The 12,448-nt window shown below is 73.3% G+C and carries 12 protein-coding genes; 7 read left to right on the top strand and 5 right to left on the bottom strand.

All coding sequences use genetic code 11. From position 1 onward, the window contains the following. The first annotated feature begins 7 nt into the window (after positions 1-7). The 5 genes from GUI43_RS22275 (at position 8) to GUI43_RS22255 (ending at position 4,821) form a co-directional block, all read left to right on the top strand. On the top strand, positions 8-676 hold the full coding sequence (locus GUI43_RS22275; RefSeq protein ID WP_030337723.1) for a response regulator transcription factor: 669 nt from the start codon (positions 8-10) through the stop codon (positions 674-676). A 141-nt stretch (positions 677-817) separates the two neighbouring features. Beyond that, positions 818-1,627: an SAM-dependent methyltransferase gene (locus GUI43_RS22270; protein WP_112582796.1), complete on the top strand. Its 810-nt coding sequence runs from the start codon at positions 818-820 to the stop codon at positions 1,625-1,627. Between the two features lie 79 nt (positions 1,628-1,706). After that, positions 1,707-3,365, top strand: a complete 1,659-nt coding sequence (locus tag GUI43_RS22265; RefSeq protein ID WP_225855314.1) for a putative bifunctional diguanylate cyclase/phosphodiesterase — start codon at positions 1,707-1,709, stop codon at positions 3,363-3,365. Positions 3,366-3,554: 189 nt separating this feature from the next. After that, the gene (locus GUI43_RS22260; protein WP_112699715.1) at positions 3,555-4,139 is read left to right on the top strand and encodes a TetR/AcrR family transcriptional regulator; all 585 of its coding nucleotides are present in this window, start codon (positions 3,555-3,557) and stop codon (positions 4,137-4,139) included. A gap of 19 nt (positions 4,140-4,158) precedes the next feature. Next, on the top strand, positions 4,159-4,821 hold the full coding sequence (locus GUI43_RS22255) for a lysophospholipid acyltransferase family protein (RefSeq protein ID WP_091407544.1): 663 nt from the start codon (positions 4,159-4,161) through the stop codon (positions 4,819-4,821). A 14-nt stretch (positions 4,822-4,835) separates the two neighbouring features. Here GUI43_RS22255 and GUI43_RS22250 read toward each other — a convergent pair whose 3' ends face one another. The 3 genes from GUI43_RS22250 to GUI43_RS22240 all read right to left on the bottom strand — a co-directional run bounded on the left by GUI43_RS22250 (position 4,836) and on the right by GUI43_RS22240 (position 7,534). Next, positions 4,836-5,960 carry a glycosyltransferase family 4 protein gene (locus GUI43_RS22250; protein ID WP_112601748.1) on the bottom strand — a complete coding sequence of 375 codons (1,125 nt, stop codon included), beginning with the start codon at positions 5,958-5,960 and terminating at the stop codon, positions 4,836-4,838. After that, complete coding sequence (locus GUI43_RS22245) at positions 5,957-7,216, bottom strand: M48 family metalloprotease (RefSeq protein WP_112699714.1); 1,260 nt, start codon at positions 7,214-7,216, stop codon at positions 5,957-5,959. Before GUI43_RS22245 ends, GUI43_RS22250 begins: the two co-directional genes overlap by 4 nt. Before the next feature lie 99 nt (positions 7,217-7,315). Further along, the gene (locus tag GUI43_RS22240) at positions 7,316-7,534 is read right to left on the bottom strand and encodes a hypothetical protein (protein WP_091407537.1); all 219 of its coding nucleotides are present in this window, start codon (positions 7,532-7,534) and stop codon (positions 7,316-7,318) included. A 286-nt stretch (positions 7,535-7,820) separates the two neighbouring features. Between GUI43_RS22240 and GUI43_RS22235 the strand changes: the two genes are divergently transcribed. Continuing rightward, positions 7,821-8,093, top strand: coding sequence for a hypothetical protein (locus GUI43_RS22235; protein ID WP_112699713.1), 273 nt, complete (start codon positions 7,821-7,823; stop codon positions 8,091-8,093). A gap of 67 nt (positions 8,094-8,160) precedes the next feature. Here the strand turns inward: GUI43_RS22235 and GUI43_RS22230 are convergent, their stop codons facing one another. Both GUI43_RS22230 and GUI43_RS22225 read right to left on the bottom strand, forming a co-directional pair. Further along, complete coding sequence (locus GUI43_RS22230) at positions 8,161-8,880, bottom strand: DinB family protein (protein ID WP_208646646.1); 720 nt, start codon at positions 8,878-8,880, stop codon at positions 8,161-8,163. A 142-nt stretch (positions 8,881-9,022) separates the two neighbouring features. Beyond that, positions 9,023-10,477, bottom strand: a complete 1,455-nt coding sequence (locus GUI43_RS22225; RefSeq protein ID WP_112699711.1) for an NYN domain-containing protein — start codon at positions 10,475-10,477, stop codon at positions 9,023-9,025. A 127-nt stretch (positions 10,478-10,604) separates the two neighbouring features. On the opposite strand from GUI43_RS22225, the gene GUI43_RS22220 reads away from it, so the two are divergent. Then, positions 10,605-12,359 carry a DEDD exonuclease domain-containing protein gene (locus GUI43_RS22220; RefSeq protein WP_112582803.1) on the top strand — a complete coding sequence of 585 codons (1,755 nt, stop codon included), beginning with the start codon at positions 10,605-10,607 and terminating at the stop codon, positions 12,357-12,359. Positions 12,360-12,448 lie beyond the last annotated feature (89 nt).

The raw sequence follows: 12,448 nt of genomic DNA, 5'->3' as shown, positions 1-12,448 counted from the left end.
CCCGAGGATGACCACAAGTCCGATACCGGCCACCCGTACCAAGGTCCTCCTTGTCGACGATCATGACCTGATTCGCAAGGGTTTGCGGCACGCCTTCGAGCGCGACCGCCAGTTCGAGGTCGTCGGTGAGGCGGCCACGGCGGCGGAGGGGGTACGCCAGGCCGGCGCCTTGCAGCCGGACGTGGTGATCATGGATCTGCGGCTGCCCGACGGCAGCGGCCTGGAGGCCACCCGCGCACTGCGCAAGTCCAGCGCGTCGATGGGCATCGTGGTGCTGACCATGTACGCCGGCGACGACCAGCTCTTCGGCGCCCTGGAGGCCGGCGCGAGCGCCTTCGTGCCGAAGACCGCTCCGGCCGACGAGGTGGTGGCCGCCGCACGGCACGCCGCCTCCTCCCCCAGCGCGTTCACCGCGGCCGACCTGGCCGAGGCGATGAAGCGTCGGCTCGCCCCGTCCGGCCCGCAGTTGTCTCCCCGGGAGGGGCAGGTGCTGCGGCTGCTCGCCGACGGGATGAGCGTGGCGGGCATCGCCAAGCAGCTGTTCGTCAGCGAGTCCACGGCGAAGACGCACATCTCGAAGCTCTACGAGAAGCTCGGCGCGGCCAACCGGGCTCAGGCCCTGATGACCGCGCTCCGGCTGGGCCTGCTCGAGGCACCGGACGCACCGAAGTTCTGACCTGCCCCCGCTCGTCGAGCGGGACGACGCGACCGACGTCGGCGGGCAACCTTCGGCGCGCTATGGTCTGGCGTGCGTGGCGGGTGCACAATACCCGCGCGGGCGACGATGCTCGCGTCGCGGATTCGAGGGGTGAAACGCATGCAGCGGCCGGACTGGGCACCCGACACCATCGACATCGAGCGCCCGAGCGTCGCGCGGATGTACGACTACTACCTCGGCGGCTCACACAACTTCGCCGCCGACCGGGCCGCGGCGCAGGCGATGGTCGCCGCGGTGCCCGAGGCGCCGTTGATGGCCCAGGCCAACCGGGCGTTCCTGCGCCGGGCCGTGCACCACCTCGCCGACGCCGGGATCCGACAGTTCCTGGACATCGGTTCGGGCATCCCGACCGTCGGCAACGTGCACGAGATCGCCCAGCAGCTCGACCCGCAGTCGCGAGTGGTCTATGTGGACGTCGACCCGGTGGCTGTGGCGCACAGCCGCGAGATCCTCGCCGGCAACGAGCGGGCCGCGGTCGTGCAGGAGGACCTGCGTAACCCGGAGGCGATCCTGGCCCATCCGGACGTCCGCAAGCTGCTCGACCTGAGCCAACCGGTGGCCGTGATGGTCGTGGCCGTCCTGCACTTCGTCTCCGACGACGACCGGCCGGCGGAGCTGCTGCGGACGCTGCGGGACGCGTTGGCGCCCGGCAGCTACCTGGTGCTGTCACAGGCCAGCGACGACGGGCGCAGCGAGGACGAACGCGCCGAGGCGGAGCGGGTCTACCGGCGCACCGACAACCCGCTGTGGGTGCGCAGCCGTGCCGAGCTGACCGCGCTCTTCGACGGCTTCGAGCTGCTCGACCCCGGCGTGGTGTGGGTACCCGAGTGGCGACCGGACACTCCGGAGAGCGCTGAGGACGCCGAGCGCGCGGTCTTCATGGGCGGCGTCGGGCGCCTCGGTGACTGAGTCGCCCGGGGCGACCCCCTGCCCGGGGACGTTCGCCCGGGCCTGGGCGAAGGCGGTCTCCGGCACCAGCTACCTACCGATGACCCAGGCCCAGTTGGAGTCCCTGCTGGACCGGCTCACCGGGCAACTGGCCGGGGCGTTGCTCACCGAGCCGTTCGACCTGCGTGCCGGGCACCGGGTCGGCGCCGAGCTGGTCGCCGCGCACATTGCTTCCGCCGAGGGGCTGGGTCGTACCGTCGAGGTCATCCAGCTCCGCCTGGTGCGCGACCTGGGGTTGGTGGCCGAGGACGTCGAGGACCGGATGGCCCGACTGCTGGCGGCGGTGGCGACCGGCTACGCCCGCGCGCTGCGCGACCGGACGCTCGACGAGCAGGAGTCGATCCGCCGCGCCGCCATGCGGGCCCGGACCCAGGCCGAGCGGGCGCTGCGGGCCAGCGAGGCCCGGTTCCGGCATCAGGCCACCCACGACCCGCTCACCGGTCTGCCCAACCGGACGCTGTTCACCGAGCGGCTCGCCGCGGCGCTCAACGAGCCGGGCCGGGGCGCGCAGCGGGTCGGGGTGTGCTTCCTGGACCTGGACCGCTTCAAGGTGGTCAACGACACGCTGGGGCACCAGATCGGTGACCTGTTGCTGGCCACGGTGGCCGAGCGGCTGCGCAAGGCCATGGGTGAGCACCTGGTGGCCCGGCTCGGCGGCGACGAGTTCGTCATCCTGGTGGAACACACCGCCGGCACCGACGACATGGTGGCGGTGGCCGAGACCGCGCTCGCGGCGGTAGGCACACCGGCCCTGGTCGACGGGCACGAGCTGCAGATCTCGGCGAGCATCGGCATCGTCGAGCGCCAGGTGGCCGGGGCCAACCCCACGGACCTGATGCGGGCCGCCGACAGCACCCTGCACTGGGCGAAGTCCGCCGGTGGGGCGCGCTGGTCGCTCTACGACGCCGAACGCAACCAACGTGAACTGGCCCGCTACGCGCTCTCCGCGGCCATTCCGGCGGCGTTGGAGCGGGGCGAGTTCTACCTCGACTACCAGCCGCTGACCTCACTGCGCGACGGCAGCCTGGTCGGCGTGGAGGCGCTGGTCCGCTGGCGGCACCCCGAGTTGGGGGTGCTGCGCCCGGACAGCTTCATCGGGTTGGCCGAGGAGACCGGCCTGATCGTCCAGCTGGGCGGTTGGGTGTTGGCCGAGGCGTGCCGCGAGGCCGAGGCGTGGTCGGCCGGGGGTGCCGCCGCGCCCTTCGTCAGCGTCAACCTCGCGGTACGGCAGGTGCACCGGCCCGGGTTGGTGCAGGAGGTCCGTGCGCTGCTGCGGCAGACCGGCCTGCCACCGGAGCGGCTTCAACTGGAGATCACCGAGAGCACGATGATGAGCACCGCCGAGGAGCCGGTCCGCGCCCTGCGGGTCCTTGCCGACCTCGGGGTGCGCATCGCCATCGACGACTTCGGCACCGGCTACAGCAACCTGGCGTACCTGCGGGACCTGCCGGTGACCGAACTGAAGGTGGCCGGGGAGTTCGTGGCCGGCCTGCGCTCGCCGTCCGTCGGCCGCACCGACGAGCGGATCCTCGCCTCCCTGGTCTCGCTGGCGCACGCGCTGGACCTGACCGTCACCGCCGAAGGGGTGGAGACCGCCGGGCAGGCCGAACGGCTGCGGGCGATCGGCTGCGACGCAGCCCAGGGCTGGCACTTCGGCCGCCCGGCCCCCGCCGATCGGATCCTGGCCCGCATCCGCTGAACCACCCCGCCCCAACCACCTCGGCTGATCGGGCCAGGGTTTCGCGGCCAGGTCGATGAAAGGCGATATACCTCAGAGGCATTTATATGACTCAGAGGTATACCGCTCACCGAGACATCCGGCACCACGGGCAGCGCCGGCGGCAACGGGAAGGTAGACACCGTCTACGGCGGCTGATAGACAGTGTCTATGGACGCGGACGAGACGGGGCTGCGGGCTCGGTTGGTGGCCGCCGGGGTGGACCTGGTGCTGCGCGAGGGCCAGTCGGCGGTGTCGCTGCGGGAGATCGCCCGGCGTGCCGGGGTCTCGCACGGCGCACCGCGCCGCTACTTCCCCACCCACGTCGACCTGCTCTCCGCCATCGCCCGGGAGGGCTTCGCCGACCTCACCGCCCGGGTCGAGCGAACGTTGCGCGACGTCGATCCGGACCCCCGTACCCGATTGACCGCGTTGGCCCGGACGTACCTGGACTTCGCGGCGGCCCACCGCGGCATGTTCGAGCTGATGTTCCGCCACGACCTGCTGGACAGCGGCCGGCTTCGGCTGCGCGAGACGAGCCTGCCGCTGTTCGCCGTGCTCGCCGACCTGGTGGCGCGGGCGCGCCGGCCCACCGACGCGCCCGCGGCGGTGCTCGCCGGCGCGCTGTGGGCGAACCTGCACGGCATCGCCCAACTCTGGGCCTGGGGCAGCCTGCCGCTGGCCACCGGCGCCACCGACGACGATGCCCTTCTGCGCGCCACGTTGGACGCCCACCTCGGCCCGGCGCCCGCCTGAACCCGACCCCGGAGGACACGTGCCCCTGCTGTACGACGTCACCAAGCTGACCGTCGGCACCGTGCTGCGGTTTGGCTGGCAGCCCCGGGTGGAAGGGCTGGAGCATCTACCCCGACACGGCGGCGCCATCCTCGCCGGCAACCACCTGTCCGTCGCCGACGAGTTGTTTCTCGTCACCTCGACGCCCCGACACGTCACCTTCTGGGCGAAGGTCGAGTACTTCAACGGCCGGGGTCCGGGCGGCTGGCTCAACCGGCGGATCGTCGCCGGCATGGGCGCCATTCCGGTCGACCGCTCAGACGGCCGGGCCGCCCTGCGCGCCCTCGACGCCGCCGTCCCGGTGCTGCGCGCCGGCGGCCTGGTCGCCGTCTACCCGGAGGGCACCCGCTCCCCGGACGGGCGGCTCTACCGGGGCCGGGTCGGGATGACCCGGCTGGCCCGCGACGCCGGGGTGCCGATCATCCCGGTCGGCGTGCTCGGCACCGCCGAGGTGCTGCCGGTCGACGCGCGGCTGCCCCGTCGACACCCGATCACCCTGCGGTTCGGCCCGCCGATCCCGGTCGCCGAGCGGATCAACGGGCCGCGTGACATCCGAACGGTCACCGACGAGGTGATGGCGGCGATCCAGCAGCTCACCGGCCAGGAGTACGTGCCGCGCTACGCGCCCACCCGGGAGAGCTGAACGCGGGGGGGCGATCAGCCGGCGAGCAGTGCCGCCATGCGTTCCGCCTGCGCCTCCCAGCGCCACTCCCGTTCCACCCACGCTCGGCCAGCCGCGCCCAGTTGCCGGGCCAGGTCCCGGTCGGCGAGCAGCCGGGCGACCCGGTCGGCGAGCTGGGCGACGTCCCGACCGCGCACGACGTAGCCGGTCTCCCCCTCCCGGACCGCGTCCGGTGCGCCTCCGGAGTCGCCGGCCACCACCGGCAGGCCGGCCGCGGACGCCTCCAGGTAGACGATGCCCAGCCCTTCGACGTCGAGGCCACGGTTGCGGGTGCGGCACGGCATCGCGTAGACGTCGCCGGCCGCGTAGTGCGCCGGCAGCTCGACCGACGGCACCGTGCCGGTGAACACCACATCCCGTTCCACACCGGTCTGGCGGGCCAGCTTCTCCAGAGTCGCCCGGTACGGCCCGCCACCGACGATCAGCAGCGCCGCGTCGGGCACCCGGCGGCGGATCTCCGGCAGGGCCCGGATCAGGGTGTCCTGACCCTTGCGCGGCACCAGCCGGGACACACAGACGACCACCGGCCGGTCGGTCAACCCGAGCCGGGCCCGGACCTGTTCACCGTCCACGCTCGGGTGGTAGGTGTCCACGTCGACCCCGGGCGCGAGACGGCGCAGGTCGGTCACCCCGTCCAGCACCCGGGCCAACCGGCTGCGGGTGTACTCGCCGAGATAGGTGGTCACGTCCACACCCCGACCGATGCGCCGCAGCGCCGGCCGGGCCGCCGGCACCGCCGCCCAACCGATCTCGTGGCCATGGGTCTGCGCCACGACCCGGCGGATGCCGGCGCGCCGCCGCAGGCCGGCCGCGAGCAGGCCCAACGGGGCCGCCGCGCCGAACCACACGGTGTCGCAGTCGTACGCGCGAGCCAACCGGGCCGCCCTGCGGGCGATCAACGGGGTGGGCAGCAACACCCGGGTACGTTCCCGGATCACCTCGAACGGCTGGTCGGCGTCGAACTTCGCGGCCCCGCGCCAGCTCGACGCGTAGACGACCACCGAGCCGGCCGGTTGACGGACCGCGAGGTTGTGCACGAACGACTGGATCCCACCCGGGCGGGGCGGAAAGTCATTGGTGATCAGCAGGGTGCGGCTCATCGGCCGACCTCCCGGGCGTACGCGCGGGCGGCGGCCATCCGCTCCACGGTGGACGGATGTGAGGCCGAATAGAGGTATTCCCAGCGGGGCGGGTCGGGGTCGCCGAGGTTGACCGAGCCGAGCCGGCGCTGCATCGACTCGAAGGACTCCGGGTCGTTGGTGAGCGCGAGCGCGTGCGCGTCGGCCCGCGCCTCCACCCGTCGGGACATCAGCGCCTGCACCGGAGCGGCAACCAACCCGGCCACCGTGACCAGGGCGACCAGCAGCGGGAACGCTCGCGGTTGAGCCACCGAGTCGACACCGGCGAGCCGCAGCAGTGGCCCCCACGAGCCGAGCAGGTAGAGCGCCACCACGGCGGCCGCGGCGCCCAGCGCCCCGGTCAGCGTGCCGGCCGCCACGTCGGAGTCCTTCGCGTGCCCCAACTCGTGCGCCACGACGGCGGTCACCTCGGCCGGGGTCGCCTCGCGCAGCAGCGTGTCGTAGACGACCACCCGTCGGGTCGGCCCGAGACCGGAGACGTACGCGTTGACCGCCCTGGTGCGCCGGGAGGCATCGGCGACCAGCACGTCACGCACCGGCACCCCGTCGCGGGCGGCCATGCTCATCAGCTCGGTGCGCAACGGGCCCTGCTCCATCGGGGTGAACCGGTTGAACACCGGCTCCACCAGCACCGGCAGCACGAACGACAGCAGCACCACCAGCACCGCGGCACCGGCCGCACCGAACGCCCACCACCAGCGTGGCGCGAGCCGGATGACCGCGTAGAAGCCGAACAGCGCCACGGCGCCGATCACCGCGCTGACGGCGTACGACTTGAGCAGGTCGACCGCCCAGCCGCTCCAGCCGTTGGTGCTCAAGCCGTAGCGGGTGAGCACGCTCTGCCGCCAGGCGGCGAACGGGAGTGTCACCAGGTCGGCGACGAGCACCACCGCCAGCCCGCCGAGCACAGCCTGCGCTGCCCAGTGCCCACCGAACGGCCGGCCCACCAGCTCGACCAGGCGACTGCCCAGCGGGGTCAACCCGAGCGCGAGGGCGATCAGCAGCCCAACGGCGAGCGCGGTATAGCCGCCGGGACGCAGCGCGGCCCGGAAATCCCGCCCCTTTGCCACCTGCTCGGCCGGCAGGTCGCCCAGAGCGGCGAGCTGGTCGGCCCGGGGGGCCGGCGGGCGGTGCCACGGGATGAGCAGCGCGGCCAGCACCACCAGCGCGATGGTCAGCCCGGCCAGGGTCAGCAGCGCCCAGCCGCGCGGGGTCACCGCGTCACCGCCCGTTGTTCCCCGCTCATCGCGCTCCTCCCGCCGTGACCGCTCATCCTATGGGCCGCGAGAAGCCCGCTTCCGGGCGCGGTGTCGCACTCAGGCGACGCGGCGGGTGGCGCGACGGCGAGCTGCCTCCGGGCGTGCGGGCGCGGCCAGCACCTCCACGTCGAAGCCGGCCCGGGCGAGCACCTCGATGGCCTCGACCTCGGCGGCGACCAACCCGGCCGCCGGGGACGTCTCGTCGAACAGGGCGGTCAGCGGGCAGCCGGAACAGCCGTCGGCCCGCTTCGCGCACCCGTCGCAGTCGATGAGCATCACACCTCCTGATCGGCTCGCGGTGCCCGGACGACTCCTGTCGTCGCCGGCCGAACACCGTCGGTGACATCGACACTAACCACCGGGTACGACAGGAACCCCGTCCGACCGCCCCTTTCAGGGCTAGATCCACTCCAGATCAGCGATATCGGGGTATCCCACCCGTCCGGAACCCCCGACATCAAGGAACTCGCGTCGATCAAGCCACGGAAGGGCGTCGTTTGGCGTCGTCGTCGCGCTGACCACCAACTGGCAGCTACGCGGTCAACCTCGTCTGCCGCTGCGGTTGACCGACGAGGCGCTGCACCTGACCGGACCGAACGGGACCAGGCTCAGCATCGACTGGGTCAACATGGCCGGCGCCCGAGTCCGGGGCGGCCTGGATCCGCGGCTGGTGCTCACGCCACTCGACCCGCAGCAGACCCGGCCCCAAATGCGACCCGGACAGTGGTCGACCCCCGGACGCGGCCCCTACGAGCTGGTCGTCCGGCTCTCCTGGAGGAGGCCGGGCCCCGACGCACTGCGACGTGAGCTGGCACGGCGACTACCGACCACCTGACTGACGGCCGCCCGAGCGCCCGAGCGGCCGAGCGCCGAAGCGGCCGAGCAACCGTTGGGGCGAGGTTTCAGCCCTGCGCGTCGAGGTCACGCAGGGCGAAGCGGAGGTGCTGCCACTCCTCGCCGAAGATCACGTGAAGGCAGTGCAGGACGGACACGATGTGCTCGGGCCACCAGGCGCTCGGCCGAGACTCGGCGAGCAGCTCCGGCGTGACCGTCGCGAGGAAGTCGCGCACCATGGCCTGTCGCTCGGCCCGCACCTGGAGGACCGCCTCGAAGGTCGGCTGCTCGGTGGTGAAGACCGACATGTCGAAGCCGTCGGTCTCGTACTCGACGTGCGACTGACCGAGCGGGTGGAACGGTTGGGGCAGGCGCAGGATCGTCTTGCCCAACCACGCGTCGGCGGCGAACACGAGATGACGCAGCGTCTGCGCGAACGACCACTCCCCGTCGACCGAGACGTCGACCGCACCCTCGGGCATGGACACAGCCCGGTCGACCGCCGCCGCCCAGGCCCGTTCGATCGCCGCCCACGCCACGCGCAGGTCGTCCGGGTCCTTGGCCAGCCGGAGATCGCGCCCGGGGAACCGTCGGTTGAGCTCGGCCTCGACCAACGGCACGACATCGACGCCGTTGACCACGAGCGTGCCTTCGGCCAACCACGGCGCGTCGATGTCCAGGCCATCAACGTCGGCGCCGCGCATCACCGCACCGGCCAGTGTCGAGCGGTTGAACCGCGCACCCCGCAGGTTCTCGTCGACGAAGACCGTGACGTCGTCCTGTGCCATGGCGACTCCCATCCCTCGGCGGTCGCGGCGATGCTAGCGCCGGGGTGGGACAGGTTGAGGCACAGTGCGACGTGTGGTGCGCCGGCCGGGCTCGCCAACCCTCGCCGGGACCCGGCCCCGCCGACGTGTCGGCCCGCCGCGGTCAGGAGCGGGCGAGCCGCCGTAGCAGCGAGTCCGCGCCCAGCGGGTAGGCGCCGTGCCGGCGTACCCCGTCGGCGACCTCGCGGTCCGACGAGACCACGACCACCGGCCGGCCCGCCGGCTCGGCACGGACCAGTCGCCGGATCAGCTCGTCGGCGGTCTCACCCTTGCGGGAGAAGAGCACCCGTACGCCGCGCGGCGCGGGCGGCAGCCCGTGCATCCGCTCGGCGCCGTCGAAGACCACTGTGACCTCGTCGCCGGTCTGCGCGGCGATCCCGCCCAGCCCGGTGATCAGGCGTTTGCGCTGCTGCTCCAGGGACATCTCGCCGAAGCCACGCTTGGTGACGTTGTAGCCGTCCACCACGAGGTGCGCCCGGGGCAGGGCCAGCAACTGGTCGAGCCGGGCCGGGTCGTCGGTGTCGCGGGCGCGGGCGGCGGGGCCGGCCGGGGCGGTGCCCGGCTGCTCGGCGAACGCCTCGGCGACGAAGTCGGCGGGGAGTTTGTCCACCGGGTCGAGCGCCAGCTCCCGGCGCAGCCCGACGGCGGCCTGGCCGATGGTCTCCAGGAGCAGCCAGAGCCGGGCGTCGTCGACCGAGCGGGCCTCCTTGGCGCTGGCCCGGGCGACCCCGGCGGCGGCCTCGGCCTCGGCCAGCCGGGCCCGGGCGCGGCGGAGTTCGGCGTCCACGTCGGCGCTGGCGCGGGCGGCCCGGCCGCGCTCGGTGGCCAGCAGCTCGGTGGCCTTCCGCTCGCGGGCCTGGGTCTCCCGCAGGGTGCGGGCCACCTGTCGGGACTCCTCGCGGAGCTGACCCAGCTCCTCGCGGACGCGGGCCAGCTCGTCGCGGAGCTTCTCGGCCTCGACCCGGGCCACCGCGCGGTCGTGCTCGGCCCGGGTGGCCCGCTGCTCGGCCTCGCGGACCAACTCGGCGACGACGGCGCTGTCCGCCTCGGCGCGCACGGCCGCGCCGCTGGCGTCGATCAGTTCCCGCCAGCCACGGGGCCGGGCCAGGTAGGCCAGCGCGGCCACCTCGACCGGGTCGGCGGCGGCCGGTGCGGTGCCCTCGACCACTGCCGCGCCGAGGTCACCGGCGTCGGTCAGGACCCGCGCGGTGACCCGCTGCCGGAACAGCGGGTCGGCGGTGAGCTGGGCGGCGATGACCGGCGCGCCGAGCCGGGCGCGCCGGTTGGGGGCGAACTTGGCCACCCGGCGCAGCGGCACCGGGACCTCGTCGGTGGGGAGGGTGGGCAGCACCGCGGCGGTCAGCGTCACGATCCGCTGCCGGACCGGCTCGGGCAGGGTCGGCTCCGGCTCGACAGTGGGGCCGTCGCCCGTCGTCGGCGGGTCCGATGCGCCCGATGTGTCGTTGACTACGTTGTCGTCCGGGTTGCCCACAGCACCGTCGAGCGCGACCGGATCCTCCTGCGGGAGGTGGTCGTCGTACGGCTCGGTGAGGGGCATGTGGCAAGTCTCCCACCGCGACCGGGCCCACCGCCCGGTGAGTGAGCCGATCTCTCATCCTAGCCCCATGGTGACGGATGGGACGGCTGCGACGGGAGTGTCGGACCGGGGCGCTAGCGTGCCGCCGATGGCACAGGCGGAGTACGTCCAGGAGTCACTGGCCGGTCTCGACCCGGCGGTGGGCGGGGTGGACCCGGCGCTGCCGCTCTACGCGACGACGTTCGTGGTGGTCGACCTTGAGACCACCGGCGGCGCGCCGGACGGCGGCGGCATCACCGAGATCGGCGCGGTCAAGGTGCGCGGTGGCGAGCAGTTGGGGGTGCTGGCGACCCTGGTCAACCCGGGCCAGCCGATTCCACCGTTCATCACAGTGCTGACCGGCATCACCCAGGCCATGCTGGTGCCGGCGCCGCCGATCGAGCAGGTGCTGCCGAGCTTCCTGGAGTTCATCGACGACGCGGTGCTGGTGGCCCACAACGCCCCGTACGACGTGGGCTTCCTCAAGGCCGCCTGCGCCAAGCACGGCTACCGCTGGCCCAACCCCCGCGTCCTGGACACGGCGGCGCTCGCCCGCCGGGTGCTGACCCGCGACGAGGTGCCCAACCGCAAGCTGGGCACCCTGGCCGCCTACTTCCGCACCGCCACCCAGCCCACCCACCGGGCGTTGGACGACGCGAAGGCCACCGTCGACGTGCTGCACGGGCTGATCGGTCGGCTCGGCGGGCACCGGGTGGACACGATCGGCGACGCCATCGAGTTCGCCCGTGCGGTCACCCCGACCCAGCGCCGCAAACGGCACCTGGCCGAGGGGTTGCCCAAGGTCCCGGGGGTCTACATCTTCCGGGCCGCCGACGATCGGCCGCTCTACGTGGGCACCTCGGTCGACATCGCCACCCGGGTGCGCAGCTACTTCACCGCCGGCGAGAAGCGCGCCCGGATCTCCGAGATGCTGGGCGCGGCCGAGCGGGTCGAGGCGGTGGAGTGCGCCCACTCGTTGGAGGCGGAGGTCCGTGAGCTGCGGTTGATCGCCGCGCACGCCCCGCCGTACAACCGCCGGTCCAAATACCCGGAACGAATGGTCTGGCTCAAGCTGACCGACGGCCCGTACCCTCGGCTGTCGATCGTCCGCGACCTCTCCCCCACCGACACCGCGTACCTCGGGCCGTTCACCTCCCGGCGGGCCGCCGAGCTGGCCGCCGCCGGTTTCCACGACGCGGTGCCACTGCGCCAGTGCACGCACCGGCTCTCGCTGCGCACCGTCACGCCGGCCTGCGCGCTGGCCGAGCTGGGTCGCTGCCCGGCGCCCTGCGAACACAAGATCACCCCCGAGGAGTACGACGACAGCGCCGCCGCGCCCTTCCGTACCGCGACGGCCAGCGACCCCCAGCCGGTGGTGGACGCGCTGCTCGCGCGGATCGACGTGCTCTCCCGCGATCAGCGCTACGAGGAGGCCGCCGTGGTGCGGTCCCGGCTGGCCGCCGTGCTGCGGGCCACAGTGCGGATGCAGCGGCTGGCCGCGCTGACCGGGATCGTCGAGTTGGCCGCGGCCCGGCCGGCGGCCCGGGGCGGTTGGGAGTTGGCGCTGGTCCGGCACGGCCGACTGGCCGGCGCGGGGGTGTCCCCGCCGGGCGTGCACCCGCGTCCCACGTTGACCACGATCCGGGCCACCGCCGAGACGGTGTCGGGCGGGCACGGTCCGGTGCCGGCCGCCACCGCCGAGGAGTCCGAGCGGATCCTGTCCTGGTTGGAGCGACCGGAGACCCGACTCGTCGAGATGTCCTCCGGTTGGTCCTCTCCGGCGAGCGGCGCGGGCCGGTTCCGTGACCTGCTGGCGAAGGCCGAGGGCGGCGCGTCCCACCAACTCTCGACCGAACGCTCATGACCAACTGACCGATCGGACTACGTCGACTCGCTTAGGCTGTTAGAGAAGTGCAGTCCTGCCCGATTCGTGGGCCTGCTCCCCCGCCGGGT

The sequence above is a fragment of the Micromonospora noduli genome, from assembly GCF_003264365.1.
GTDB classification, from domain to species: Bacteria; Actinomycetota; Actinomycetes; order Mycobacteriales; family Micromonosporaceae; genus Micromonospora; species Micromonospora noduli.
This window is presented reverse-complemented; position numbering and strand designations above follow the sequence as displayed.